Annotated in this window: 22 protein-coding genes and 1 tRNA gene; 14 read left to right on the top strand and 9 right to left on the bottom strand. The window is 71.1% G+C overall.

Annotated features, from left to right (window positions below):
* Positions 1 to 38: 38 nt before the first annotated feature.
* Complete coding sequence (locus FHY03_RS14870; RefSeq protein ID WP_183919476.1) at positions 39 to 722, bottom strand: response regulator transcription factor; 684 nt, start codon at positions 720 to 722, stop codon at positions 39 to 41.
* Positions 722 to 3388: a sensor histidine kinase KdpD gene (locus FHY03_RS14865; RefSeq protein WP_183919478.1), complete on the bottom strand. Its 2667-nt coding sequence runs from the start codon at positions 3386 to 3388 to the stop codon at positions 722 to 724. The genes FHY03_RS14870 and FHY03_RS14865 overlap by 1 nt, the downstream gene beginning before the upstream one ends.
* A gap of 389 nt (positions 3389 to 3777) precedes the next feature.
* Between FHY03_RS14865 and FHY03_RS14860 the strand changes: the two genes are divergently transcribed.
* Entirely contained in the window at positions 3778 to 5292 is a 1515-nt protein-coding gene (locus FHY03_RS14860) for a S10 family peptidase (protein ID WP_260159135.1), read from the top strand.
* A gap of 233 nt (positions 5293 to 5525) precedes the next feature.
* Here the strand turns inward: FHY03_RS14860 and FHY03_RS14855 are convergent, their stop codons facing one another.
* Positions 5526 to 6014 carry a helix-turn-helix domain-containing protein gene (locus FHY03_RS14855; RefSeq protein WP_183919482.1) on the bottom strand — a complete coding sequence of 163 codons (489 nt, stop codon included), beginning with the start codon at positions 6012 to 6014 and terminating at the stop codon, positions 5526 to 5528.
* A gap of 99 nt (positions 6015 to 6113) precedes the next feature.
* On the opposite strand from FHY03_RS14855, the gene FHY03_RS14850 reads away from it, so the two are divergent.
* Both FHY03_RS14850 and FHY03_RS14845 read left to right on the top strand, forming a co-directional pair.
* Positions 6114 to 7199: a branched-chain amino acid aminotransferase gene (locus FHY03_RS14850; RefSeq protein WP_183921344.1), complete on the top strand. Its 1086-nt coding sequence runs from the start codon at positions 6114 to 6116 to the stop codon at positions 7197 to 7199.
* A gap of 36 nt (positions 7200 to 7235) precedes the next feature.
* A tRNA-Gln gene (locus FHY03_RS14845) sits at positions 7236 to 7310 on the top strand.
* Between the two features lie 147 nt (positions 7311 to 7457).
* Here FHY03_RS14845 and FHY03_RS14840 read toward each other — a convergent pair.
* Positions 7458 to 8075 carry a hypothetical protein gene (locus tag FHY03_RS14840; protein WP_183919484.1) on the bottom strand — a complete coding sequence of 206 codons (618 nt, stop codon included), beginning with the start codon at positions 8073 to 8075 and terminating at the stop codon, positions 7458 to 7460.
* Positions 8076 to 8183: 108 nt separating this feature from the next.
* Between FHY03_RS14840 and FHY03_RS14835 the strand changes: the two genes are divergently transcribed.
* The 3 genes from FHY03_RS14835 to FHY03_RS14825 all read left to right on the top strand — a co-directional run bounded on the left by FHY03_RS14835 (position 8184) and on the right by FHY03_RS14825 (position 11204).
* Positions 8184 to 8843 (top strand): response regulator transcription factor, encoded by a 660-nt coding sequence (locus FHY03_RS14835; protein ID WP_183931527.1) that lies wholly within the window; start codon positions 8184 to 8186, stop codon positions 8841 to 8843.
* A 32-nt stretch (positions 8844 to 8875) separates the two neighbouring features.
* Positions 8876 to 10144 carry a HAMP domain-containing sensor histidine kinase gene (locus tag FHY03_RS14830; RefSeq protein WP_183931526.1) on the top strand — a complete coding sequence of 423 codons (1269 nt, stop codon included), beginning with the start codon at positions 8876 to 8878 and terminating at the stop codon, positions 10142 to 10144.
* Positions 10145 to 10211: 67 nt separating this feature from the next.
* Positions 10212 to 11204 (top strand): glycoside hydrolase family 43 protein, encoded by a 993-nt coding sequence (locus FHY03_RS14825; protein ID WP_183919488.1) that lies wholly within the window; start codon positions 10212 to 10214, stop codon positions 11202 to 11204.
* A gap of 19 nt (positions 11205 to 11223) precedes the next feature.
* On the opposite strand, the gene FHY03_RS14820 is transcribed toward FHY03_RS14825, so the two are convergent.
* The 3 genes from FHY03_RS14820 to FHY03_RS14810 form a co-directional block, all read right to left on the bottom strand.
* On the bottom strand, positions 11224 to 12054 hold the full coding sequence (locus FHY03_RS14820) for an aldo/keto reductase (RefSeq protein ID WP_183931525.1): 831 nt from the start codon (positions 12052 to 12054) through the stop codon (positions 11224 to 11226).
* The gene (locus FHY03_RS14815) at positions 12051 to 13019 is read right to left on the bottom strand and encodes an SDR family oxidoreductase (protein ID WP_183919492.1); all 969 of its coding nucleotides are present in this window, start codon (positions 13017 to 13019) and stop codon (positions 12051 to 12053) included. The genes FHY03_RS14820 and FHY03_RS14815 overlap by 4 nt, the downstream gene beginning before the upstream one ends.
* A 181-nt stretch (positions 13020 to 13200) precedes the next feature.
* Positions 13201 to 15072 carry a methyl-accepting chemotaxis protein gene (locus FHY03_RS14810; RefSeq protein WP_183919494.1) on the bottom strand — a complete coding sequence of 624 codons (1872 nt, stop codon included), beginning with the start codon at positions 15070 to 15072 and terminating at the stop codon, positions 13201 to 13203.
* Positions 15073 to 15309: 237 nt separating this feature from the next.
* Between FHY03_RS14810 and FHY03_RS14805 the strand changes: the two genes are divergently transcribed.
* Positions 15310 to 15675, top strand: a complete 366-nt coding sequence (locus FHY03_RS14805; protein WP_183919496.1) for a hypothetical protein — start codon at positions 15310 to 15312, stop codon at positions 15673 to 15675.
* 85 nt (positions 15676 to 15760) lie between these two features.
* Positions 15761 to 17773 carry a TonB-dependent receptor gene (locus tag FHY03_RS14800; RefSeq protein WP_183931524.1) on the top strand — a complete coding sequence of 671 codons (2013 nt, stop codon included), beginning with the start codon at positions 15761 to 15763 and terminating at the stop codon, positions 17771 to 17773.
* 91 nt (positions 17774 to 17864) lie between these two features.
* Here the strand turns inward: FHY03_RS14800 and FHY03_RS14795 are convergent, their stop codons facing one another.
* On the bottom strand, positions 17865 to 18050 hold the full coding sequence (locus FHY03_RS14795; RefSeq protein ID WP_183919500.1) for a hypothetical protein: 186 nt from the start codon (positions 18048 to 18050) through the stop codon (positions 17865 to 17867).
* A gap of 120 nt (positions 18051 to 18170) precedes the next feature.
* Here FHY03_RS14795 and FHY03_RS14790 point away from each other — a divergent pair, with 120 nt between their 5' ends.
* Positions 18171 to 18380, top strand: a complete 210-nt coding sequence (locus FHY03_RS14790) for a DUF2945 domain-containing protein (protein ID WP_183919502.1) — start codon at positions 18171 to 18173, stop codon at positions 18378 to 18380.
* Between the two features lie 272 nt (positions 18381 to 18652).
* Here FHY03_RS14790 and FHY03_RS14785 read toward each other — a convergent pair whose 3' ends face one another.
* Positions 18653 to 19393: an arylesterase gene (locus FHY03_RS14785; RefSeq protein ID WP_311721813.1), complete on the bottom strand. Its 741-nt coding sequence runs from the start codon at positions 19391 to 19393 to the stop codon at positions 18653 to 18655.
* 20 nt (positions 19394 to 19413) lie between these two features.
* Here FHY03_RS14785 and FHY03_RS14780 point away from each other — a divergent pair, with 20 nt between their 5' ends.
* The 5 genes from FHY03_RS14780 (at position 19414) to paoC (ending at position 26543) form a co-directional block, all read left to right on the top strand.
* The gene (locus FHY03_RS14780; protein WP_260159120.1) at positions 19414 to 20085 is read left to right on the top strand and encodes an ABC transporter ATP-binding protein; all 672 of its coding nucleotides are present in this window, start codon (positions 19414 to 19416) and stop codon (positions 20083 to 20085) included.
* Positions 20082 to 22580 (top strand): ABC transporter permease, encoded by a 2499-nt coding sequence (locus FHY03_RS14775; RefSeq protein ID WP_183931523.1) that lies wholly within the window; start codon positions 20082 to 20084, stop codon positions 22578 to 22580. Before FHY03_RS14780 ends, FHY03_RS14775 begins: the two co-directional genes overlap by 4 nt.
* A gap of 138 nt (positions 22581 to 22718) precedes the next feature.
* On the top strand, positions 22719 to 23354 hold the full coding sequence (gene paoA / locus FHY03_RS14770; protein WP_183919505.1) for an aldehyde dehydrogenase iron-sulfur subunit PaoA: 636 nt from the start codon (positions 22719 to 22721) through the stop codon (positions 23352 to 23354).
* A complete protein-coding gene (locus tag FHY03_RS14765) occupies positions 23351 to 24319 on the top strand; it encodes a xanthine dehydrogenase family protein subunit M (RefSeq protein ID WP_183931522.1) in 969 nt (322 codons plus the stop codon). Before paoA ends, FHY03_RS14765 begins: the two co-directional genes overlap by 4 nt.
* Positions 24320 to 24323: 4 nt before the next feature.
* Positions 24324 to 26543 (top strand): aldehyde oxidoreductase molybdenum-binding subunit PaoC, encoded by a 2220-nt coding sequence (paoC, locus tag FHY03_RS14760; protein WP_183931521.1) that lies wholly within the window; start codon positions 24324 to 24326, stop codon positions 26541 to 26543.
* Positions 26544 to 26840 lie beyond the last annotated feature (297 nt).

The raw sequence follows: 26840 nt of genomic DNA, 5'->3' as shown, positions 1-26840 counted from the left end.
TTGATCGAAAGCTTTTGATAAAGCTCAGGAATAGCCGTTCAGCCATCCCCGCGCAGGCGATAGCCCACGCCGAGCTCGTTGGCGATCACGCTGCCCACCTCGGCCGGCGCCTCCAGCTTCTGCCGCAGGTTGCGGATGACGATGCGCAAATATTCGATTCGCGCCTCCTCGTCGCCGCCCCAGGCAGCGGCGAGCACGCGCTGGTGGGTGACGACCTTGCCAAGGTGACGCGCCAGCTCGGCGAGCACGTCATATTCCTTGCGGGTGAGATGCACCTCGGCGCCGCCGCGCCGTACCTCGCGGCGGTCGAGATCGATGGCGAGGTCGCCGCGGCGGATCTCGCGCGGTGCGGCCGCACCGGCAGCACGGTGGCGCAACGCGACGCGGAGACGGGCGAGCAGCTCCTCGCTGTCGAACGGTTTGGTGACGTAGTCGTCCGCGCCGAGATCGAGCGCGCTCACCTTCTCCTCCACCGCGTCGCGCGCCGAGACGACCAGCACCACCGCGTCGCTGTGGTCACGCAGCAGCGGGATCAGGCTCAGCCCGTCGCGATCGGGAAGGCCGAGGTCGAGCAGCATCGCGTCGGGGTGCGTCGTCGCGCGCTGCTGCAAGGCGTCACGCGCGTTGCCCGCCTCGACCACGTCATAACCGGCGCGGGTCAGCGTGTTGCGCAGCAGCCGCCGGATCGCGGGCTCGTCGTCGATCACCAGCACGCGCGCCATCACGCCGCCTCGCCGGTCGAGGGACGCACGATCAGCGCGGGCGGGAAGACCAAAGCGAAGACGGCGCCGCACGCGTCCTCGCGGTTGGCGGCGGTGACGGTCATCCCCATCGCCTCGGCGAATGCCTTGACGATCGCGAGGCCCAGCCCAGTGCCACCCGTGGCACGATCCGAGCCTTCCAGCCGGCGAAACGTCTCGAACACCTCGACCTCGCTCCCGGCGGGCAGCCCCGGCCCCTCGTCGAGCACGGCGAGGCGCAGCTCGCCGAAGCGGTGACGTCCCTCGATCACCACCGCGCTGCCCGGGTCACCATAGCGGCCGGCGTTGTCGAGCAGGTTGAGCAAGCAGTGATGGAGCAGCTGCGGGTCGGCGCGCACCAAGGGCAGGTCGGGCGGCACGTCGAGCCGAACGGCATGGCCCTCCAGCGCGCGGCGCGCGTCGTGTGCCGCGCCGGTCACCGCGTCGCTGAGGTCGACCGCGTCGACCCGCAGCCGCAGCGCGCCCGCCTCGACCCGCGCCATGTCGAGCAGGTTGGCGACGAAGCGGTTGAGTCGCTCCGCCTCGCTCTCGATCGTGCCGATCAGCTCGGGCGTGGCACCGTGGTGAAGTTGCGCCGCGGCGGCCATCACCGCGGTGAGCGGGGTGCGCAGGTCGTGGCTGACCGAGGAGAGCAGCGCCGCGCGCAGCCGGTCGCGCGTGCGCACCTCCTCGACGTCGCGCATCTCGGTGGCGAGCCGCAGCCGCTCGAGCACCAGCGCGGCCTGATCGACCAGGCTGGCGAGCAGCGGCAGCTGGTCGGCGCGGACCGGGTCACCGCCGGCGGCGCGCGCGACGCCGAGCACCGCCAGCACCCGCTCGCCCGCCTTGAGCGGCACGAACAGCCATTCCGACGCCGCCAGCGTGCCCGAGCCCTTGCCCGCGGTGGCGCCGGTGTCGAACGCCCAGCCTGCCGCGGCGCTGTCCATCGTCTCCAGCCGGTAGCCGGGATCGCTCGCCGCGAGGATGTCGAGCCCCGCCGCGGGCGAGCGGGTGAGCAGCACCACCTGGACGTCGAGCAGTCGGCGCACGTCGTCGCAGATCATCTGGGCGGCGCGGTCACGGTCGGTCACGCCGCTGATCTCGCGCAGGAAGCCCGCCAGCGTGGCGTTGGTGCGCGCGCTCGCCGCGGCGAGATCGGCCTGCGCGCGCACCCGCGCCGCGAGATGGCTGGTCGCCACAGCGACGCCGAGCAGCACGATCGCCGAGATCACGTTCTCGGGGTTGCTGATGCTCAGCGTGCCGACCGGCGGGAGGAAGAAGAAATTATAGGCGAGCGTCGAGGCCACGCCGGCGAACAATCCGCAGCGCAGGCCGAACAGGCTCGCCGCCGCCATCACCGGCAGGAGGTAGAGCAGCGCGATGTTGCCGAGGTCGATGACGTGCACCAGCGCGCTGCCCGCCGCGGTGACGCCCGCGACCATCGCCGCGGCGCTCGCATAACCCGCGGTGGTCCCCGGGGTCGGTGCGGCGCGCGTCCACGGCTCCCGCCCGGCGGCGGCGGGGACGGGGAGGACGTGGACGGTGACACCGGGCGTGTCGCGGATCAGCCGATCGACCACCGAACCGTGGCGCAGCTCGAACCAGCGCGAGCGCTGCGACTTGCCCATCACCAGTTGGGTCGCGCGCGCGTCGGCGAGGAAGCGCTGGATACCGTCGACGACGTCGGGCGCGGGTACCGTGGCCACCGCCGCGCCCAGCTGCGTCGCGAGCGTCATCGTCGCGGCGAGCCGCTGGTGCTGTGCCGGGGTGAAGCCGGCGGCGCGCGGCGTCTCGATGAACAGAGCGGTCCACGGCCCTCGCAGCCCGTCGGCGACGCGCTTGGCGGCGCGCACCAGCCCGTCGGCGCCGGGCAGTTCGTTGATCGCCACGACGATCCGCTCCCCGCCCGCCCAGGTGCCGCCGAGCCCGAGCGCGCGCACGTCGTCGAGCATCTGCGCGTCTACCGCCTGTGCGGCGCGGCGCAGCGCCAGCTCGCGCAGCGCCGACAGGTTCGACTTGGAGAAGAAATGCGACAGCGCGCGCGTCGCCTCCTGGGGCAGGTAGACCTTGCCCGCCTTCAGCCGCTCGATCAGCTCGTCGGGCGGAATATCGACCACCTCGATCTCGGCCGCCTCCAGGATGCGGTCTGGCACGGTCTCGCGCACTCGAACGCGGGTGAAGCTGGCGACGACGTCGTTGAGGCTCTCGACGTGCTGGATGTTGACGGTGCTGTACACGTCGATCCCGGCGGCGAGCAGCTCCTCCACGTCCTGATAGCGTTTGGGGTGGCGACTGCCGGGCGCGTTGCTGTGCGCCAGCTCATCGACCAGCGCGAGGCGAGGCGCGCGCGCGAGCACCGCGTCCAGGTCCATCTCGTGCAGCGTGCGCCCCTCATAGGCGATGGCGCGGCGCGGCACGACCTCCTGGCCGCGCACCAGCGCCTCGGTCTCGACGCGCCCGTGGGTCTCGACCACGGCGACGACGACGTCGACGCCGTCACGCCGCCGCGCCGCACCTTCGGACAGCATCTCATAGGTCTTGCCGACCCCGGGCGCGGCGCCGAGGAAGATCTTCAGCCGGCCGCGGCCCTCCTGCGCGGCGGCGCGCAGCAGCGCGTCCGGATCAGGGCGATCGCTGCCCGGCGCCATCAGCCGCCTCCCATAGGCGCGCCGGCGCCGCGCGCCGGGAGGGATGACGACGGCGCGACCTCGTTCATCGCGTTGAGATAGACCAGAATGCGCGGGAGCGGGAGCAGGATCGTCGCGGCGCGACGGTCGGAGGGCAGGGAGACCTTGCCGCCCGACGCGGTTGCTTCGGAGGCCTGCGCACCGGCACGATCTGGCGGACCCGGCATAGGAATGCCAGGTCGAAAGGGGCCAAACGCATAGCGCCGACATATAGTGAGGAGAGTGGCCTTGCTCTCGGCGCCGCGACGCGCCACCTCGGCTCTCGCGCGGCTTGCCAGCCGCGCGTGGGGGACTACACCGTCAGCGACATGAGCCGCGGCGCAATCGCGGCCACACAGGGATCGTACATCTTGGCCAGACCGTTCCGCCTGCTGCTCGCCACCTTGCTCTTCGGCACCAGCGGCCTCACCCACGCCCAGTCCGACAAGACCGACAAGACCATCACGAAGGTCGAGAGCAAGAAGGAGGAGGAGGCGCTCAAGCTGCCGCCGCTCCCGGCCGACAAGACGATCACGCAGAGCGCGCGGATCAACGGCCGTGCGATCAGCTACAAGGCGACGGTCGGCACGATCGCGGTGCGCGACGACAGCGGCAAGGAGATCGGCCAGGTCGTCTACACCGCTTATGTCGTGCCGGGGCGCGATCCGTCGCGGCCGGTGACGTTCGCCTTCAACGGCGGTCCGGGGGCCGCCTCGGTGTACCTCAACATGGGCGCGGTCGGGCCCAAGCGGGTCCAGTTCGGGGCGCAGGGCGACTCACCGTCCGACGCGCCGGTCGCGCGCGACAATCCCAACAGCTGGCTCGACTTCACCGACCTGGTCTTCATCGATCCGATCGGCACCGGCTTCAGCCGCAGCCTGGTCGACGCCGACGCGACCAAGAAGGCCTTCTACGCCAACGATCCCGATATCCGATACCTCTCCAAGGTCGTGTATGACTGGCTGGTAAAGGAGGAGCGGCTGCGCTCGCCCAAATATGTCATGGGCGAGAGCTACGGCGGCTATCGCGCGCCGCGCATCGCCTATGAGCTGCAGTCGCAGATCGGCGTCGGGATCAACGGCCTGATCATGGTCTCGCCGTACCTCGATCCCGCCTCGGGCGACGACGCCACCGCGCTGTCGCCGCTGCCGTGGATGATCGACCTGCCCTCGATGGCGGCGGCGAACCTCGAGCGCGAGGGCAAGCTGACCCCCGCCGCGATGGCCGAGGTCGAGGCCTATACCCGCGGCGACTTCGCGCGCGACCTGCTGCGTGGCCGCTCCGACCCGGAGGCGACCGGGCGGATCGTCGGCCGAGTCACCCAGCTCACCGGGCTCGACCAGGCGCTGGTGCAGAAGCTCGGCGGGCGGGTCGATAGCCGCACCTATCTGCGCGAGGTTCATCGCGCCGAGGGGACGATCGGCAGCGTCTACGATTCCAACGTCACCGCCTTCGATCCCTTCCCCTGGTCGGCGCAGCAGCAGTCGAACGACCCAATCCTCGACGCGCTGATCGCGCCGACCACCAGCGCGATGGTCGATTTCGTTACGCGCGAGGTCGGCTGGAAGACAGACGCGCGCTACAACGCGCTGTCGTACAAGGTGAACGAGGCATGGGACCGAGGCAAGCCGGCGGACACGCCGGTGACCGACCTGCGCAAGGCGATCGCCAACGATCCCAAGATGAAGGTGATGATCGTGCACGGCTGGGACGATCTGTCCTGCCCGTTCTTCGCGTCGCGGCTGATCGTCGACCAGATGCCGGCCTTCGGCGCGGCCGAGCGGGTGCAGCTACGCGTCTACCCGGGCGGGCATATGTTCTACTCGCGCAACGATAGCGGCGCCTCGTTCAAGGCCGACGCCCTGCGGCTATACGGGGCGGGGTGAGAGACGGGGCCATGTGAGAGAAGACTTTCGGCGCGCGTAGCGTTGCACTGTTGCCGGCGTACCTTCCTCACATCCGTCATCCCGGACTTGGTCCGGGATCCACCGCGCCGCACACTCTATCGCCGACGTGTATGTGGAACGGCGACTCGCCGACCGAGCCCGGTTCGACCAAGCGGGGACACGGCACTCTGGGCGCGGCGCAGCGGACGCGCCGCGCCCCATCGCGATCCGCTTCAGCCGCGCAGCGCCTCGACCCGCCCCATCTCCTCGGGCGGGATCAGCCCCTCGAGCACCGCCCAGAAGCCGGTCACCGCGCCCTGGCCAGCGCGCGAATAGGCCGCCGACAGTTTCTCGCGCAGCGAGTCGTACAGCTCGCTCTCGAGCGCGGTGCCCTCCGCGGTGAGCCGCAGCAGCCGCTGGCGACGGTCGCGCTCGCCCGGGCGGGTCTCGACCATGTTGCGCTCGATCAGCTCGTTGAGGACGCGCCCGAGCGACTGTTTGGTGATCGCGAGCAGCGCCAGCAGCTCGCTCACCGGCATGTCGGGCTTGCGCGCGATGAAATAGAGCGCGCGGTGATGCGCGCGGCCGAGGCCCTGCTTGGCGAGCCCGCGATCGATCGAGCGCGTGATGTGGCTGTTGCCGAAATAGAGCAGCTCGATCCCGCGGCGGATCTCGGTCTCGCGCAGGAAAAGCGGCGAGGCGGATTGGGTTGAGGCAGCCATGTTGACCGGCTTTGCCATCGGCCCTAGGCCACCGCAACCCGGCAATGCGATCTCTTGTCGCGACGCCCGGCCATCGCCGACCCTGGTCCCTGGGAGCTGATTTCCGTGAACTTCGCGTTCGAGCCGCATCCGTCGCCCGTCCCCGCCAACGAGCGCGCCGCGCGGCTGGTAGACCCGGGCTTTGGTCGCGTCTTCACCGACCACATGGCGATCCTCCACTATTCGGAAGGGCGCGGCTGGCACGATGGGCGGATCGGCGAGCGCGTGCCGCTGACGATGGATCCGGCCTCGTCGGTGCTCCATTACGCGCAGGAGATTTTCGAGGGCCTCAAGGCGTATCGGCTCGAGGACGGCGGGCTGGCGCTGTTCCGCCCCGAGGCCAACGCGCGGCGCTTCAACGCCTCCGCGCGGCGCATGGCGATGCCCGAGCTGCCCGAAGAGCTGTTCCTCGAATCGTGCGAGCGGCTGGTGCAGACCGAGCGCGACTGGATGCCCTCGGTGGAGGGCGGCTCGCTCTACCTGCGCCCGTTCATGATCGCCTCGGAGGCGTTCCTCGGCGTCAAGCCGTCGGCCGAGTATCTCTACATGGTGCTGGCCTCGTCGGTCGGCGCCTATTGGAAGGGCGGCGCGCGCGCGGTGTCGCTGTGGGTCAGCCACGAGTATACGCGCGCCGCGCCCGGCGGCACCGGGGCCGCCAAGTGCGGCGGCAATTATGCCACCAGCCTGATCGCGCAGCAGGAGGCGATTCGCCGCGGCTTCGACCAGGTCGTGTTCCTCGACGCCGCCGAGCGGCGCTGGATCGAGGAGCTGGGCGGCATGAACATCTTCTTCGTGTTCGAGGACGGTTCGCTCCAGACCCCGCCGCTGACGGGCACGATCCTGCCCGGCATCACGCGCGATTCGATCCTCCAGCTCGCGCGCGACGAGGGACTGGTGGTGCGCGAGGAACCCTATGCGATCGAGCAGTGGCGCGCGGATGCGGCGAGCGGCCGGCTGGTGGAGAGCTTCGCCTGCGGCACCGCCGCGGTGGTGACCCCGATCGGCCGCGCCGCCGGCCCGGACTATGAGTTCACGATCGGCAGCGGCGCGACCGGCCAGCTGACCGCACGCTTCCTCGACCGGCTGAGCGCGGTGCAACGCGGGCGCGCGCCCGACCCGCACGGCTGGCTGCGACGTATCGGTTGAGTTGTGCGCCGCGCGCGGCTAAGCGCGCGGGCCTGTTGGGGCGTCGCCAAGCGGTAAGGCACCGGTTTTTGGTACCGGCATTCGCAGGTTCGAATCCTGCCGCCCCAGCCAGTCAGCGAGTCCTCCTCCTCGGTGAGACGCGGCGGCGCCGCCATGACCGGCGGTTGCGGCGCGCGAGCAGCAGCGAGAGCATCGCCTTCCTTTGAACGGCAGCGAGGCCCCGGATCGCTCCGGGGCCCCTCCTTCACGCCGGTGCGCTCAGCGCGGAGTCGCCCCGGTGTCGGCCGGTGGCGGAGGCGGCGGTGCGCTCCCGGCGGGCGCTGGCGCGGTCCCCGCGGCCGGCGGCGGCGGCGGCGGCGGAGCGCCCGCGCCTGGGGGAGGCGGCGCCCCGGCACCCGGGGGCGGCGGTGGAGGCGGGGGCGCACCAGCGCCCGGCGGGGGCGGCGGCGCTCCGGCACCCGGCGCGGGGGGCGGCGGCGGCGCACCCGGCCCGCGCGGCGGCGGGCCGACCTCGCGCGCGCCGGCGCTGTCGACCAGGAAGCGCGCGCGCAGCTGGCCGTCACCGTACCGGCCCTGCACCAGCACCGGCGCGCCCGCGTTCGGCGCCGAGCCGCGCCCGGCGTCGACCAGCGCGCGCCCGGTCGAATCCTCGACGACGAAGCGGTCGCCGTACACCGCGGCGACGCGGCCGCGCACCGTGACCACACCGCTCGACTGGGGCAGCTTGGCGACCGCGGTCGGCACGGTCGGCGCCATCTCGACCGCGGGACGAGTCAGCGCCATCGCGCCGGCGCCGCCCGCGGCGCCGATCGCCAGTAGCGCCGCACCCGCCAAAGCGACGCGGCGCGGGGCAGTGATATGGGGTAGAAGGGTCATCGATCAGCTCCTCTGCTTGCGATGCACCGTCTCTACGCCCACCCCCCGCCACCCGCGCTGAACCGGGTGGTTCAGTTTCGGTTTAAGCCGGGTGTATAGCGCCGCCCCATGCGTATCCTGCTCGTCGAGGACGACCGTGACCTGGGTCCCCGTATCGCGCGCGCGCTGCGCGAGGAGCGCTGCGCGGTCGATCTCGTCGACGACGGCATCGACGCCGCGCACCTCGGCGAGACGGAACAATATGACGCCGCGGTGCTCGATCTCGGGCTGCCCGGCATCGACGGGGTCGCGGTGCTGCGCGCGTGGCGTGCCGCTGGGCGCGACCTGCCGGTGCTGGTGCTCACCGCGCGCGACGGCTGGTCCGACAAGGTGGCGGGCTTCAAGGCCGGCGCCGACGACTATCTCGTCAAGCCGTTCCGCGTCGAGGAGCTGGTGATGCGGTTGCGCGCGCTGGTGCGCCGCGCCGCCGGCCACGCCCAGCCGCTGCTGCGCGCCGGTCCGCTCTCGTTCGACGCGCCGACCGGCACCTTCGAGCTCGACGGCCTGCCGCTCAAGCTCACCGCGCTGGAATGGCGCGTGCTGTCGCAGCTGATGCTGCGCAAGGGTGTGGTGATCGAACGGCTCGATCTGCTCGAGAAGGTCTATGAGGGTGACGCCGACACCGACTCGAACAGCCTCGAGGTGATCGTCGGTCGCCTGCGCAAGAAGATCGGCGCCGCGCTGATCGAGACGGTGCGCGGGCGCGGTTATCGCCTGGTGGGCGAGTGACAGCCCGCGCGCCGCGCTCGATCCAGGCGCGGATGCTGATCGTGTCCGCGCTCGCCACCGCGGTCGCGCTCGCGCTCGCCGGCGCGGCGATGGCGGCGCTGCTGGGGCGCTTCGTGGTGGAGGGGCTCGACCGGCGGCTCGACGCCGAGCTGACGTTGCTGGCCAGCGCGGTGGACGCCGACGGGCGGCTCGATCGCGCGCGGCTCGAGCGGGTGCGCGGCGCGCTCGACGCCGGCCCCGAGTGGCAGTGGCGCATCGCCGGCCCCGACGGGACGCTCGGCTCGGCCGACTTCCCGCCGCTCGACCCGGCACCCCCGGCCGGGCCGATCGCGCCGCGGGGTCCGCGCCCGCGCGAGGGTGCGGCCGGGACAAAGGGGGCGGTGCACGCGCGCGAGCTGGTGATCGCGACCGGCCGGGGCGACGTCACGCTCAGCGCGGCGGCGCCCCAGTCGGTGCTGCGGCGCCCGATCGAGGGGGCGTTATGGCCGCTGCTCGGCGCGCTCGCCGCCGTGGCGGCCGTGCTGACCGCAGCAATGCTGGTGCAGCTGCGCGTCGGTCTGGCGCCGCTGCGACGGCTGCGCGACCAGGTGGCGGCGATCCGCGGCGGCGCGCGCGAGCGGGTCGAGGAGGACCAGCCCGCCGAGCTGCGCCCGCTCGCCGCCGAGCTCAACGCGCTCGCCGCCGACAATGCGGCCGCGCTCGCGGCCGCGCGCGGCGCCGCGTCCAATCTCGCGCACGCGCTCAAGACCCCGGTCGCGGCGCTGGCGCTCGACCTGCGCGACCGGCCCGAGCAGGCAGCACAGGTCGAGCGGATCGATCGAACCATCCGCCACCATCTCGCGCGCGCGCGCGCCGCCGCGATCGACCGCCGCGCCGCGACCGCGCTGCGCCCCGCGGCCGAGGGGCTGGTCGCCGCGGTGGGAGCGCTGCACCGTGATGCGCGGATCAGCCTCGACGTGCCCGCCGATCTGGCGGTCGCGGTCGACCCGCAGGATCTCGATGAGCTGCTCGGCAATCTGCTCGACAATGCCGCGCGTCACGCCGCCGGCCACGTCGCGCTGCGCGCCGCGCGCGAGGGGCGCTGGGTCACGGTGGTGGTGAGCGACAACGGGCCGGGCATCCCCGCAGCCGAGCGCGACCGGGTCGCGCGCCCCGGCACCCGGCTCGACGAGCGCGGCGACGGCCACGGCTTCGGGCTGGCGATCGCGTTCGAGCTGGTCGCGCTCTACGGCGGCACGCTGGCGCTGGAGGAGGCGAGCGGCGGCGGCCTCGCGGTGCGGCTGACGCTGCCGTCAGCCTAGACCGGGCTTGCCGCCCCGCGTCTGTGAGCTAAGCTGCTCTGCGAACGAGGTAAACGGGGAGCGCGGGATGGGATGGCGAGGGGTCGGCCTGGGCGCGCTGGCGCTGCTGGCGAGCGGTACGATGGCGGCGAGCGCGCCGGTGCCGGGTTCCAACCCGCTCTTCCACGACAGGTTCACGGCCGATCCGGCGCCGCTGGTCGTCGGCGACCGGCTGTATCTCTACGTCGGGCACGACGAGGCGCAGCGTGACGAGATGTTCAACATGAAGGAGTGGCTGGTCTATTCTACCACCGACATGCGCCACTGGACCGCGCACGGCCCGATCATGAACGTGAAGGATTTCAAGTGGGCCAAGCAGGACGCCTGGGCCTCGCAGGCGATCCGCAAGAACGGTAGATATTGGTTCTACGCCGCGGTCGAGCATGACTCGACCCACCCCGGCAAGGCGATCGCGGTGGCGGTGGCGGACAAGCCCACCGGTCCGTTCGTCGACGCCAAGGGCTCGGCACTCATAACCAACGAGATGACACCCAAGGGCACGCACAGCTGGGAGGACATCGACCCGACCGTGTTGACCGACGACGACGGCACGACCTGGATCGCGTGGGGCAACCGGCAATGCTATATCGCCAAGCTGAAGCCCAACATGATCGAGCTCGACGGGCCGATCACCGAGATCACGCCGCCGCACTTCGAGGAAGGGCCGTGGCTGCACAAGCGCGGCAAGCTCTATTACCTCACCTACGCCTCGCTCGACCGCAGCAGGCACCGCGACGAGAAGGTGTCCTATGCCACCGCGCCGACGATCCGCGGACCGTGGACGTATCGCGGCGAGCTGACCAGATCGGGCAAGTACAGCTTCACGATCCATCCCGGCATCGTCGAGTTCAAGAAGCACTGGTACCTCTTCCTCCACAACGCGACGCTGGCGATCGGCGACCTCAACGGCGCGATCGGGCGCCGCGCCGTGACGGTGGAATACCTGCGTTACAATCCGGACGGGACGATGCGCCCCGTGGTGCAGACGGTGGCGGGAGTGACCGCGCCCGCGCCGAAGTAGGCGAGCCTCTGCGTTCCGCTTACAGCATCTCGAGCGGCATGGCTGTTCTCGGGCGCGGGAAGGCGCGGTCGAGTTCGGTCAGCTCCTCCGGCGTGAGGATCAGGTCCGCCGCCGCGCGATTCTCACGGACGTGCTCGGCGCGCCCGGCCTTGGGAATGACGATCACGCCCTCGCCCGCGAGCAGCCACGCCAGCGCCACCTGCGCGGCGGTGGCCCCGCGTGCCGCGGCGACGCGGGCGAGCGCGGGATGGCCGAGCAGGCGGCCCTGCTCGACCGGGCTATACGCCATCACGGGCATGTCATGCGCGACCAGCCATGGCAGCAGCTCGAGCTCGGGCCCGCGGCGCGTCAGATTGTAGAGTATCTGATCGGTCGCGCAGTCGCCGCCGGCCGCGGCGACGAGCTCCTCCATGTCGGCACGGTCGAGGTTGCTGACGCCCCAGCGCAGGATCTTGCCCGCCGCGACCAGCGCATCCATCGCCTCGACCGTCTCGCCGAGCGGCACGCCGCCGCGCCAGTGGAGCAGGTACAGGTCGAGCCTGTCGGTGCCGAGCCGCTCGAGGCTCGCCTCGCATGCGCCGGTCAGTCGCGTGCGCGAGGTGTTCTGCGGATAGGCCTTGCTGACGAGGAAGACGTCGTCGCGGCGCCCTTCGACCGCTGCCCCGACCACCCGCTCGGACTCGCCGTTGGCGTACATCTCGGCGGTGTCGATCAGCGTCATGCCGAGGTCGATTCCGGTACGCAGCGCGGCGATCTCCTCGTCGCGGCGGTCGGCGCGCTCGCCCATCATCCAGCTGCCCTGACCGAGCGCGGGGACGGTGGCGCCGTCGCGCAGCCGCACGGTCCTCACTTGGTGCGTCCGCGCCACAGTGCGACGCCCGCCAGCGCGGCGAGCGCGACCGCACCGGCGGCAGCGGCCTTGCGTCCGCGGTGCGGGTCGCGGCGGTGGCCGTCGGGGCCGCTCGCGCCCGCGGGCGGTTCGTGGATCGCGCCCGGCGTGTCCTCGCCGCGCGGCGCACGCGTCGACCAGCTGTCCATGAAGCCGTTCATCACCGCGGCCATCAGATTGGGCGCGGCGAACTGCCCCAGCTTCAACAAGAATGCTGGCGCGCCGACGACGGTCGTGTCGCGCGGGTGGCGGGCGAGCCGCACCACCGCCTTCGCCACGGTCTCGGGGGCGAGCGCGCCCGGCGGCAGCGTCAGCCGCGCGCCCGAATAGTTGCCGGCGTGGTCGATCCCTGGCGTATCGACGAAGGTGGGGTACACGTCGCAGACGTGCACGTTCGGGTGGCGCGACAGCTCGCCGCGCAGCGCCTCGCTGAAGCCGCGCAGGCCGAATTTGCTCGCAGCATAGGCGGCGGCATAGGGGGTCGCCACGAAGCCGCCGACCGAGATCATGTTGACCCAGGTGCCGCGATCCTGGGCGAGGAAGATCGGCACCACCGCGTGCGCCTCGTTCATGTGCGACTGCAGATTGGCCTGGATGACGCGCCCGTGGTCGGCCAGCGGCACCTCATGGTAGCGGCCGACGACGCCGACGCCGACGCAGCTGAACCATAGGTCGATCGCGCCGAGCAGGGTGTGCGCCTCCTCGGCCAGTGTTTGTACCGCGACGGCATCGGTGACGTCGACCACGCGCGTCTCGACCCAGCCGCCGGCGTGGCGGCAGCGTTCGGCGATGTCGGCGAGCCCGGTCTCGCCGCGCGCAGCGAGCACGAGCCGCGCGCCGCGGCGGGCGAAGGCGATCGCGGTGGCGGCACCGATCCCGCTCGACGCCCCGGTGATGACCACCCGTGTCGGCTCGCTCTTGCCCATCCGCTGTCTCCCGTCGCTCCGCGGTTGGACGAACGGGGGGCGGGGGTGTTCCGGAGATTGGGAGCGGGATCGGTGAGGCGGGAGGTCGCGGGACGAGCCGTCGACGAGCACACCAGTGCGAGATCGGCGTCATCCTGAACTCGGTTCAAGATGACGCCGCTGGATCAAGATCAGGAGCCGCTCAGAACTCCGACCAGTCGTCCTGCGCCACCGCCACCGCGGCGCTGCCGCGGTTCGCGCGTGCGCCCGCGGCGATTCGAGCGCCCGCGTTCGCGGCGCGGGACTGGAGCTGGTGAACCGGCGAGGCGGCCGCCTCCCGCCGCGAGGCGCTCGCCTGAACGGGGCGGTCGCCCAGCCGGAAGCGGCTGACCTGGCGCGCCATATTCTCGGTCTCCTCGGCCAGGCTGCGCGCCGCGGCGGTGGCCTCCTCGACCATCGCGGCGTTCTGTTGGGTGACACCGTCCATCTCGCTGACGGCGGTATTGACCTGCTGGAGTCCGGTCGCCTGCTGCTCGGCGGCGGACGCGATGTCCGAGACCAGAGCGCTGATGTCGCCGATCCGCCCGGTGATGCGGCTCAGCGCCTCGCCCGCCTGCGCCACCAGCGTGACGCCGGCATCGACCTGCTCGGTCGAGGCGGTGATCTTGCTCTTCACGTCCTTGGCGGCGTCGGCCGAACGCTGCGCCAGCGCGCGCACCTCGGAGGCGACCACCGCGAAGCCCTTGCCGGCGTCACCCGCACGCGCCGCCTCGACGCCCGCGTTGAGCGCGAGCAGGTTGGTCTGGAACGCGATCCCGTCGATCACCGCGATGATGTCGCTGATCTCGTTGGACGAGCGCTCGATCCCGTTCATCGCCTCGACCGCGCGGCGCACCACGTCGCCCGACTGTTCGGCGTCGCGGCGGGTCTCGGTCACCACGCCGTTGACCTTGGTGGCGTTGGCGGCGGTGTCGCGCACCGTGGTGGTGATCTCGTGCATCGCCGCCGCGGTCTCTTCCAGGCTGGCGGCCTGCTGCTCGGTACGGCGCGACAGATCGTCCGACGCCTGGCGGATGTCGCTGGCACCGTTGGTGATTCCCTCGGCGCTGGCGTTGACCGCGGTGAGCGTGCCCGCGACCGACTGCATCGCGTTGTTGAAGTCGTCCTTGAGCTTGGCGAACGGACCGGTCAGCTCGGCGTCGATCCGCGCGGTGAGGTCGCCGCGCGCGAGCGAGTCGAGCCCGCTTCCGACGCTGTCGACGATCAGGCGGGTCTGCTCCTGCTTGGCGCGCTCGGCGGCGACGAGCTGATCGCGGAACGCCACCATCGAGCCGGCGAGTTCACCCACCTCGTCGCGGCGCGGATCGACCGCGACCTCGGCGTTGAGGTCGCCCGCGCCGAGCCGGCGCATCGTCGCGGTCATCGCCGTCAGCGGCGTGGCGATGCCGCGGATCAGCGAGATCAGGAGGACGATGGTCAGCGCCAGGGCGGCGAGGCTGAGCGCGATCGTGACATCGCGCGACCAGAAATACAGCGCGCTTGCCGCGTCCATCTCGGTCTCCATCAACTTGACCTGAACACGCTGCATCTCGGCAGCGTCGTCGTTCCCACGGTCAAAGAGCGGCTTGCTGCGGCGGTAGGAAGCTAACGCCTGCTCGTTCTGATTGGCGTGCGAGAGCTGCAGCGTCGCGCGCGACTGTGCGATGTACGTGGCCCAGTGCTGCCGGAAGACGCGGAAGGCCTCGATCGCCTTCGGGTTGCTCAGACTCCTGTCGAGATAGGCGATGTTCTGATCGATCAGCGCGTTGGTATCCGCTGCCTCCTTCTCGGCCTCGGCGATCTTGTCGGGCTCGGTCGAGAGTATGCTGGTCGCCTCGGCAACGCGGTAATCGGACGTACCGGTGTTGATTGTCGCGATCGCCACCAGCTTCTCCCGCCGGCTGCGGCCGAGCGTCTCGGCGGCATCGTTCAACTTGCTCTGCGCGCTGACCGACATGACGGCCATGACGACGAGAGCGGCGGCGAGGATGCCGAAGGCGGTAAGCAGCTTGGCGCTGATCTTCATGTTCTTCATGGAACGGACCTCACGGTGGTGAGATGTAGATAGGGCCGATGCGTTTCTAATCTCTTAGCGTGGATCGTTGTTTAAACCGGGCATTTACGACTAGGCGCGTAGGATGGTTAGCCGATGGTGAAAGAACGCGCCGCACGCCCTGACCCGACCCGCCCCCGTCGTGGTGGCGGCTCGCGCGCGTCCGGAAGCTGAGCGGCGATGGCGCGATTGCGGCACCTGATCGCGCGACGATCGGCGATGACGGCCTGGCTGCTGCTGCTCGCCCTCGCGCTGCGGCTGGTCGTGCCCGCGGGCTTCATGCCGGCCGCCTCGGCGCACGGGATCACGCTGGTCGCCTGTCCCGAGTGGGGCGCGACGCCGGCGATGGCGGCGCACCACGCGGCGCATCAGGGCACCGACCATGGCGAGCCGCATCGCCACGCCGAACCGCCCTGCGCCTTCGCCGGCCTAGGCCTCCCCACGCTCGCCGCGGGCGACCTGCCGCCGCTATCGCCGCCTACCGATGCGGTCGCGCTCGCCGCGACGCCGCTCGTCCGCGCGCTCCGGATCGCCGCGGCCGACCGCCTCCGCCCGCCGAGCCACGCGCCGCCCGCGCTCGCCTGATCTCCCACCATCACGCCCGGCGCCCGGCGGCGTACGGGCCTTTCAGCGGCGGCGTGCCCTCGGCGCGCGAGCGATCGGAATCTTTATGTCCCGTCATCTTCTCTCCGCGAGCGCGGTCGCGCTCGCCTGTCTTCCCGCCGTGGCGCGCGCGCAGGACGCCCCGGACCCGGCGTCCACGACCGGCGTCACCATCGGCGAGGTGGTCGTCACCGCGCGGTCGATGACGCGCGCCACCAGCGAGGTGCTCACCTCGGTCGACGTGCTCGGCGGCGACGTCACGCAACGGCAGAACGTCGACAACGCCTGGGAGCTGTTCGCGCGGCTCCCCGGTGTGGTGCTGACCGACTTCGGCCAGGGCACCACCTCGGGGCGCTTCTCGATCCGCGGCTTCAACGGCGAGGGCGAGATCAACGCGGTCAAGCTGCTGATCGACGGCATCCCTTCGAACGACAACGCGGGGCGCATGGACTTCATCGACCTGGTGTCGCCGCTCGCGATCGGCTCGGTCGAGCTCGTGCGCGGCACCTCCGATCCGCGCTGGGGGCTCCACGCCATCGCGGGCAGCGCGAATATCGTCACGCGCAGCGGCGGCACCTATCTCGATACGCGCGTGAGCGCGGGCGCGTTCGGTACCGCCGAGGCGCAGCTCGCCGCCGGCGCCGAGACCGGGCGGCTGAGCCAGAATCTCGCGCTCGGCTACCGCCGCTCGGATGGCTATCGCGACCATGCCGGGTTCGACCGGCTGACGCTCTCCGGCAAGTGGCGACTCGATCTCGGCGACGCGCAGCTCGGTCTGATCGCGCGCCACAGCCGCGCCGCCGCCGACGAACCGGGCTATCTCACCGACGGCGATGCCTACACTGACCGGCGGCTATCCTATTCGGTGTCGGCGAGCGACGGCGGCACGCGCGAGCTCGGCCAATATGCGGTGACGCTCGACGCTGCGCCTAGCGAGCATGTGGCGCTCTCGCTGAGCGGCTATGCCAACACGATCGACGACAATCGCTACGTCCGCTTCTCCGCGGGCGTGCCGCAGCAGCAGCGGCTCACCGAGGAGCAGCAATATGGTGTCGTCGGGGCGCTCCACTGGCACGTCGCGTCCTGGCTGATGGCCGAGGCGGGCGGCGACGTGCAGTGGCAGCATAATGTCAGCCAGCGCTGGACGACGGACAATCGTCGCGTCGTCGCGGCGACGCGCGACCAGGACATCGACTTGACCGTCGGCGGCGGTTACGTCCAGGCGGTATTGACGCCGCTGCGCTGGCTGCGCGTGACGCCGGCGTGGCGGCTCGACCGGGTCGGCGGCGACTATGTCAACCGGCTCAACGGCCGCGCCTATCCAGTCAACGATTATGGCACGATCAGCCAGCCCAAGCTGTCGGTGGCGGTCGAGCCGATCGCGGGAGTGACGGCCTACGGCAATTACGGCCGTACCTTCCAGATCGGCGCCGGCACGGGCGCGTTCATCGTGCCGCCGCGCATGCGCGACGTCGCCCCTTCGATCAACGAGGGCTATGAGGCCGGCGTGCGGCTGTCACGCGGCCGCTGGCTCACCGCGCGCGCGGCGCTGTGGCAGCAGACCGCGAGCGGCGAGCTGCGCCGCCGGCTCAACGATCCCGCTGGCGAGTTCGACAATCTCGGCGCGACCCGGCGGCGCGGTTTCGACCTTGAGGCGAGCGTCCAGCCGGGCGGTGGCTGGTCGGCCTGGGCGAGCTGGTCGCACCAGCGAGCCGTGATCCGCGTACCCGATCCGGCGACACCGTCGCAGGCGGGCAACGAGATCGACCACGTCCCGCGCGACCTCTACACCGCCGGGCTGGAATGGGCGCCGCGCGGTGGCCGATGGCGCGGGTCGCTGTGGGGCAATGGGCAGTCGTCTTACGAGCTCACCCCCGCCAACGCGCAGGGGCGCTACGGCCGCTATGTCCAGCTCACCGCCGAGGCGGGCTATCAGCTCACCCGCGCGGTGGAGCTGTCGATCCAGTTGCGCAACCTCGCGAATGACCGACACGAATATGTCTGGTTCGACGGCACGCAGCGGCTCCACACGCCCGCCGATCCGCGCACCCTGGCGGGGGCGATGCGGGCGCGGTTCTAGGAGACGTCTGTCACACACGCGCGTGCTCCCGCGCATGCAGAAGCCCAGTGCCACGTACGCTATCCTCGCGGCCCTGGGCTCCGGATGCCGCTCAGGCGTCGGGCAGCGGTGCGCCGAGCTGGCGGGCGACGCGCGCTACTTCCTCGTCGCTGGGCGGATCGGGCAGGTCTTCGCTGGGCAGCAGCGCGTCGTCGGGGATACCGGGCGCGCCGCTCGCCAGCGGCTCGTCGACCGCGCGGTCGTTGGCGCCGGTGGTGATCTTCTCGCTCTCACTCATCGCTCTCTCCTCGGAACCGCGTCCTCCAACACGCGAGTGAGGAAATCGCCGCATCCTCAAGGCGAGGGAACAAGTGTAGAGTTAACCCACTTTAGTCCGCCGAGCCACAGGAGAGCAGCCATGACGAAGACCCTCAAGGCCGGCGACAAGGTGAAGTGGGACACGCCGCAGGGCCAGACCAGCGGCAAGGTGGTCAAGAAGGAGACCAAGACCACCAAGGCCGGCGGCCACACTGCCAAGGCGAGCAAGGACGACCCGCAATATCGCGTCAAGAGCGACAAGTCGGGCAAGGAAGCGGTTCACAAGCCGGACGAGCTGAAGAAGGCGTAAGGCGTAAGGCGCACGGTGGAGAGGTGGCGAGCAGGCTTGTGTCGCACGCATCTTTCACAGCTGTCCGCCATACCGGCGAAGGCCGGGATCCGCCCGTCCGTGCACCTGCTGGCCGGTGCCTATGCGGAACGGTGGATCCCGGCCTCCGTTGGGATGACGAAAAGAATGAGGGTGCCGGAACGGTAAACCTGACGAAGCGGGGCGGACGAAGGAGCGGGGAGTATGACGGCAAGAGCCGCCGCAACGGAAGGCGCTGACGGCTCAACCTTCCCTCAGCCCTCGATCGTCTCCGCCAGCGCCTCTCGCACTACCGGCGTCACCCGATCAGCGATCCGCGCCACACCGCGCGCATTCGGGTGAACGCCATCGGGCAGCATCAGCGTCCGGTCGCCGAGCACGCCGTCGAGAATGAACGGGTACAGCGGCGCATGATGCTGCTTCGCCAGCTCCGGATAGATGGCGTTGAACCTCCCCGCGTAATCCGGCCCGAGGTTGGGCGGCGCGAGCATGCCGGTCAGCACCACCGGGATGCCCCGCTCCTGCAACACGTCGAGCATCGCGGCCAGGTTGTCGCGCGTTACCTTGGGATCGAGCTGGCGCAACACGTCGTTGCCGCCGAGCCCGAGCAGCACCAGGTCGGGTCTCTTGCCCAGCCGATCGAGCGTGTAGGCGAGCCTGCGTCGGCCGTCGGCGGTGGTGTCGCCCGAGACCCCGGCATTGACCAGCCGCGCGTTGATCCCGCCGGCGCGCAGCCGCGCCTGGATCGCGTCGGGCAGACTCTGGCCGCGGCTCAGCCCGTAGCCGGCGTAGAGGCTGTCTCCGAGCGCGAGCACGACTCGCTCGGGTCCGCTAAGCGGCACGGTCGCGACCGGCGCGGGCACCGCCTCGCTGTCGTTGCCGCTGACCCGCGGCCCATCGGGAGCGCTCTCGTCACGCGGCGAACAGCCCGCCACCATCAGCGCGGCTTGGAGAAGCGCCGCCGGCGCCGCATATGTCAGATATGATCGCGTCACTTACGCCCCGGCTCCGCTGAATGTCGTCGCCGCATATGGTCATCGCCGCGCGCGATGTAAGGCTCACGCTTGGCGGCGCCGAGCCGGTGGAGATCCTGCGCGGGGTCGATCTCGCGGTGGCCGCGGGCGAGAGCGTGGCGCTGCTCGGCGCCTCGGGGTCGGGCAAGTCGTCGCTGATGGCGGTGCTCGCCGGGTTGGAGCGCGCGACGTCGGGCAAAGTCGAGGTGACGGGGCTCGACTTCGCCGCGCTCGACGAGGACGCGTTGGCGGTGGCGCGGCGCGGGCGGATCGGCATCGTGCTCCAGGCCTTTCACCTGCTGCCGACGATGACCGCGCGCGAGAACGTGATGGTGCCGCTCGAGCTGCAGGGCGCCGATGACGTGCGCGAGCGGGCAGAGGCCGAGCTGACCGCCGTCGGGCTCGGTCACCGGCTCGATCATTATCCCGCGCAGCTCTCGGGCGGCGAGCAGCAGCGCGTTGCGATCGCGCGCGCGCTGGCGCCGCGCCCTTCGCTGGTGTTCGCCGACGAGCCGACCGGCAACCTCGACGCCGCGACCGGCGCGCGTATCGTCGACCTGCTGTTCGAGCGGCGTCGCGCCACCGACGCCAGCCTCGTCATCATCACGCACGACGCGGCGCTGGCGCGGCGCTGCGACCGGATCGTCGAGCTCGCCGACGGGCGGCTCCGATGAGCGGCTGGGCGCTGGCCTGGCGGCTCGCTCGGCGCGAGCTGTCGCTCCGCTTCAAGGGCCTGCGCCTGCTGCTGCTGTGCCTCTTCCTCGGCGTCGGCGCGCTCGCCGCGATCGGGAGCCTGACGCAGGCGATCACCGGCGAGCTGGCGGCACGCGGCCGCGTGCTGCTGGGCGGCGACGTCGAGCTCGCGATCTCGCAGCGCGCCGCCGATGCCGACGAGCGCGCCGCGATCACGCGGCTCGGGCGCGTGTCCGAGACGGTGCGGATGCAGTCGATGGCGGTGGCTCGCGACGGGGCCACCGCACCGGTGCAGCTCAAGGCGGTCGACCCGGCCTATCCGCTCTACGGTCGGCTCACGCTCGCCTCGGAACGAGCCGTGCGCGTGACCGGCGCCGACACTGCTTATGTCGCGCCCGCACTGGTCGAGCGGCTAGGGCTGCGCGTCGGCGACCCGCTGCGGCTCGGCGCCGCGACCTTCCGAGTCGCCGGCGTGATCGCGGACGAGCCCGACCGGTTGAGCGAGGGCTTCAGCTTCGGCCCGGTCGTGCTGGTGTCGAGCGCCGGGCTGGCGCGCACTGGGCTGGTGCAGCCGGGCAGCCTCTACGAGACCAAGTACCGCGTCGCGATCGGCGCGCGCGATCCCGCGGCGACGGTGGCGAGCTTCGCCAGGCGCTTCGCCGCGGCGGGATGGGAGACGCGCACGCGCGACCGCGCCTCCCCCGGCGCGAGCCGCTTCATCGCGCGCATGGGCGAGTTCCTCACGCTGGTCGGGCTCGCCGCGCTGGTGATCGCGGGGATCGGCGTCGGCAACGGCGTCTCTTCCTATCTCGAGCAGCGGCGCGCGAGCGTGGCGATGCTCAAGGTGCTCGGCGCGACCTCGGCGACGGTGACTCGCGTGTACCTCATCCAGGTGCTCGCGGTGGCGGGGGTGGGGATCGCGCTGGGGCTCGTCGCCGGGCTGGTCGCGGTGCCGTTGGTCGGCGCGCTTGCCGGCGCGGTGCTGCCGGTGGCACCCGGCTTCGTGGTGGCGCCGCTGCCGCTCGCGCTGGCGGCGCTGTACGGCCTGCTGATCGCGCTCGCCTTCTGTGCGCCCGCGCTGGTGGCGGCGGGGCGCGTGCCCGCCGCGGCGCTGCTGCGCGGCGTCCATGATCGGCGGGCGCGCGGCGGGCGCGTCGCCGCCGCCTGGATGGCGGCGGCGGGCACCGCGCTGGTGGCGCTGGTGCTCGCGACGAGCGAGCGGCCGCTGTTCGCCGCCGGCTTCCTCGGCGCCGCCGCGGCGACGCTGCTGTTGCTCGTCGCGCTCGGTCATGCGGTGCGCTGGCTCGCGGCGCGCGTGCCGCCGCCGCGCCGACCGCTGCCGCGGCTCGCGCTCGCCGCGCTTCATCGCCCGGGAGCGCGCACTGTCGCGTTGGTGGTCGCGCTCGGGCTTGGTCTGACGCTGTTCGTGCTGCTCGCGACGATCCGCACCAGCCTCGACGGCAATATCACCCGCAGCGTGCCCGAGCGCGCGCCGGCCTTGTTCGTGCTCGACGTGCCGCCCGAGCGCGAGCGCGACTTCCGCGCCACCGTCGTCGCGGCATCGCCGAAGGCGACGATCGCGACCGTGCCGCTGATGCGCGGCACGATTACCGGCTATGCCAAGACGCGCGTCGCCGATCTCGCCGAGATACCGGAAGGCGCCTGGGCTCTGCGCGGCGAGCGCGGGCTGACCTTCGCCGCGGCGCTGCCCGCGGGGAGTACCCTCAGCGCCGGCCATTGGTGGAGCACGGCGGAGGCGCGACGCCCGCTGGTGTCGGTCGACGAGCGGCTGGCGCAGTCGCTCGGGCTCAAGGTCGGCGACCCGCTGACGGTTTCGGTGCTGGGGCTGGAGCGCACCGCCACGATCGCCTCGTTCCGCCGTATCGCTTGGGACACGTTGGGCTTCAACTTCGTGCTGGTGTTCTCGCCCGGTGCGCTGGCCGACGTGCCGCACAATCTCGCCGCCACGATCGACATGCCCGCGGCGCGAACCGGCGCGGTGACGCGCGCGCTGCTGCCGCGATTCCCCTCGCTGTCGGTGATCGAGGTGGGCGGCGTGCTCGCGCAGGTGCAGACGGTGGTGCGCCAGATGGCGACCGCGATTGCCGCCGCGGCAGGCGTGGCGGTGCTCGCCGGCGTGGCGGTGCTGGTCGGCGCGATCGCCGCGGCGCGCGCGACTCGGACCTATGACGCGGTGGTGCTCAAGGTGCTCGGCGCGACGCGGCGGCAGGTACTGGTGATGCAGCTGCTCGAATATGCGCTGCTGGCGCTGGTGGCGGCGGCGGTGGCGCTGCTGCTCGGTGTCGCGGGCGGCTGGTATGTCGTCACCCGGCTGTTCGGCTTCGAGTGGCTGCCCGACTGGGGCGCGGTAGCGGCGACGCTGCTGGTGGGCGTGGCGACGACCGTGGCGATCGGTGTGGCCGGCAGCCTGCCGGTGCTGCGCGCGCGACCCGCGGCGGCACTACGCGAATTATGAGCCGCGACGCTGAGCGCGGCTCATCACCTTCCTGAACGAAGCGATTGCTCCACATCGATCCAACGCGCGTTAGGATCACGTTGAGTCGACAGGGACTTGGACGCTGCGCCCGGGAGGGCAGGAAGAGGGATGCCGGCGATGTCGGACACAGCAGATTTCGCGCTCTCGCGTCGCGGGGTGCTCGCCGGGAGCGCTGCCAGCGCGGTCGCCGCCGCCGCGCCCGCCGGCGCCGCGCCGCAGCGGACGCCCGCGAGCGCTACCCCAACCATGCCGGTGCGCCTCACCGTCAACGGGGAGAAGCGCGAGCTGGCGCTCGACCCGCGCACGACGCTCCTCGACGCGCTGCGCGAGCATCTCCACCTCACCGGCACCAAGAAGGGCTGCGACCATGGCCAGTGCGGCGCCTGCACGGTGATCGTACAGGGCCGGCGCATCAACTCGTGCCTCAGCCTCGCGCTCCAGCACGACGGCGACGAGATCACCACCATCGAGGGGCTGGGAACACCCGACAAGCTCCATCCGATGCAGGCCGCCTTCGTGAAGCACGACGGCTTCCAGTGCGGCTATTGCACGCCCGGGCAGATCTGCTCGGCGGTGGCGGTGCTCGACGAGATCAAGCGCGACGTGCCCAGCCATGTCCAGGGCGACCTCACCGCCAGGGCGCGCTTCAGCAACATGGAGCTGCGCGAGCGGATGAGCGGCAACATCTGCCGCTGTGGTGCCTATTCTAATATCGCCGAGGCGGTGGCCGAGGCGGCGGGAGAGCGCGCATGAGGAACTTCACGTACGAGCGCGCCACGGACGCCGTCGCCGCGGCGCGCGCGGTGGCGCAGCGGCCCGGCGCCAAGTTCCTGGCCGGCGGCACCAACCTGCTCGATCTGATGAAGCTGGAGATCGAGACGCCGACGCATCTCGTCGACGTGCAGGACCTCGGTTTCGACAAGATCGAAAAGACCGGTGACGGCGGTCTGCGCATCGGCGCGCTGGTGACCAACACCGACCTCGCCGCCGACGCGCGCGTGCGACGCGACTATGGCGTGCTCAGCCGCGCGATCCTCGCGGGAGCCTCGGGCCAGCTGCGCAACAAGGCTTCGACCGCGGGCAACCTGCTCCAGCGCACGCGCTGCCCGTACTTCTACGACACCAACATGGCGTGCAACAAGCGCAAGCCCGGCGACGGCTGCGCTGCGATCGGCGGCTACTCGCGCCAGCTCGGCGTGATCGGGGTGAGCTCGTCGTGCATCGCCACCTTCCCCGGCGACATGGCGGTGGCGATGCGCGTGCTCGACGCGGTGGTGGAGACGGTCGACGCGAACGGCCAGCGCAGAAGCATCCCCATCGCCGACTTCCACCGTCTGTGGGGCGATCATCCCGAACAAGATACGACGTTGCGCGCCGGCGAGCTGATAACCGCGGTGGTGCTGCCCAAGCCACTCGGTGGGCAGCATTTCTACGAGAAGGTGCGCGATCGTGCCTCCTACGCCTACGCGCTGGTGTCGGTCGCGGCGGTGATCCAGCGTGACGGCAGCGGCCGGGTCGCGTTCGGCGGCGTCGCGCCCAAGCCGTGGCGTGTGGAGGAAGCGGAGGCGCTGCTCCCACAGGGCGCCGCGGCGGTGACCGCACGCGCCTTCCAGGGCGCCACGCCGACGAAGGACAATGCGTTCAAGCTGCCGCTGGCGACGCGCGCGCTCGCCGCGGTGCTCGCCCAGGCGGGCACGCCCGCGCAGAAGAAGGGTTGAGGCCATGAAGTTCGACACGCCAGCCGGCACCAACCCGATCGACGCGATGAAGGTGGTGGGCCGCGCGCACGATCGCATCGACGGCCCGCTCAAGACGAGTGGCCGTGCCCCCTATGCCTATGAGCATCACGAGGTCGCCGCCAATCAAGCCTATGGTCATGTCGTCGGCGCGGCGGTGGCAAAGGGCCGAATCCGCACGCTCGACACCGCCGCCGCTAAGGCGGCGCCGGGCGTGATCGCGGTGGTGACTGCCGCCGACGCGGGCAAGCTCGGCAAGGGCAAGTACAACACGGTCAAGCTGTTCGGCGGCCCCGACGTCGACCATTATCATCAGGCGATCGCGCTGGTGGTGGCCGAGACGTTCGAGCAGGCGCGCGCCGCCGCCGCGCTGGTGCGGGTCGATTACGCGCGCACCAAAGGTCGCTTCGACCTCGACAGCGCGCTCAAGACCGCGCCGCTCACCGGCGGCGACAGCGATGAGGGCAGCGGCGCCCCGCCGGTCGATCGCACCGGCGCGTTCGAGCAGGCCTTCGCCGCGGCGCCGGTCAAGCTCGACCAGCGCTACACCACGCCCGATCACAGCCACGCCATGATGGAGCCCTTCGCCTCACTGGCGATGTGGGCGGGCGATGAGCTGACGGTATTCACCTCCAACCAGATGATCGACTGGGGCCGCGGCGATCTCGCGACCACGCTCAACATGCCCAAGGAGAAGGTGCGGCTGATCTCGCCCTATGTCGGCGGCGGGTTCGGCGGGAAGCTGTTCCTGCGCGCCGACGCGGTGCTGGCGGCGCTCGGCGCGCGCGCGGCGGGGCGGCCGGTCAAGGTCGCGCTCACCCGCCCGCAGATGGCGAACAACGCCACCCACCGCCCCGCGACGCGCCAGCGTATCCGCATCGGCGCCACGCCGGACGGCACGATCACCGCGATCGCGCACGAGAGCGGCTCGGGCGACCAACCCGGCGGCGGCCCCGAGACCGCTGTCAACCAGACCAAGCTGCTGTACGCCGGCAAGAACCGGCTGACGGCGATGCGGCTGGCGGTGCTCGACCTGCCCGAGGGCAATGCGATGCGCGCGCCGGGAGAGGCGCCGGGCATGATGGCGCTGGAGATCGCGATCGACGAGATGGCCGAGCAGCTCAAGCTCGACCCCGTCGACTTCCGCGTCCGCAACGACACGATGGTCGATCCCGAGAAGCCCGAGCGGCGCTTCTCCGAGCGTCAGCTGGTGCGCTGCCTGCGCGAGGGCGCCCAGCGCTTCGGCTGGTCGCGGCGCGAGGCCACGCCGGCGCAGGTGCGCGACGGCCGCTGGCTGGTGGGGATGGGCGTGGCCTCGGCCTTCCGCAACCACATCAACTATCCCTCGGGCGCGCGCGTGCGGCTCGGGCGCGACGGTCGCGTGACGGTTGAGACCGACATGACCGACATCGGCACCGGCAGCTACACGATCATCGCCCAAACCGCGGCCGAGATGATGGGCGTGCCGATCGAGCATGTCAGCGTGAAGCTGGGCGATTCCGCTTTCCCGGTCTCCGCCGGATCGGGTGGCCAGTTCGGCGCCGCCAATGCCACCGCCGGGGTCTACGCCGCCTGTGTGAAGCTGCGCGAGGCGGTGGCGCAGCGCGTCGGGGTGAACTCCGCAGACGCGCGCTTCGCGGACGGCAAGGTGTTCTCAGGCAATCGCTCCGTGCCGCTCGCGGAGGCGGCGGCGCGGGGCGAGCTGACCGGCGAGGACAAGATCGAATATGGCGGGCTCGACAAGAGTTGGCAGCTCTCCACCTTCGGCGCGCATTTCGTCGAGGTGGGTGTCGATGGCTATACCGGCGCGACGCGGCTGCGGCGCATGCTGGCGGTGTGCGCCGCCGGGCGGATCATCAATCCCAAGTCGGCGCGCAGTCAGGTGATCGGCGCGATGACGATGGGCGTCGGCTCGGCGCTAATGGAGGAACTGGCGGTCGACACGCGATTCGGTCTGTTCATCAATCACGACCTCGCCACCTATGAGGTGCCGGTCCACGCCGACATCCCGCACCAGGAGGTCGTCTTCCTCGACGAGGCCGACGACAAGGCCAACCCGATGAAGGCGAAGGGAGTCGGCGAACTCGGCCTGTGCGGGGTCGGCGCCGCGGTGGCGAACGCGATCTACAACGCCACCGGTGTCCGCGTGCGTGACTATCCGGTCACACTCGACAAACATCTGTCGCAGCTGCCCGCGCTCGTCTGACCCGCAATGCCGCCGCCTGTGGACGCGTCTGCTCGAAAGAGCGGGCGCGTTCTCGCGTTATCCTACAAGCGACGCCCTGTCTCGCAGGCGCAAGTGGCTTGAATACCTACGGTTCACAGTCCGAGGCCGGTAAAAACAGAAAGCAGCAGTGCAGAAGAATAAAGAAAATGATTGAATTAAATCGCTTGGTCGGAGGAGATTGTCTGATCAATCGGCGATGAGATTATACCGCAGGCCGAGTTGACAGCGCGGTTCTACTTGATAGCGTTATCACATCTGGTGACCTCACAGGGGCAC

Origin of the sequence: Sphingomonas sp. BK345 (assembly GCF_014193845.1) — a bacterium.
In the GTDB taxonomy this organism is placed as follows: Bacteria; Pseudomonadota; Alphaproteobacteria; order Sphingomonadales; family Sphingomonadaceae; genus Sphingomonas.
Note: the sequence above shows the minus strand (reverse complement) of the source record. Positions and strands in the feature narration are given on the sequence as shown.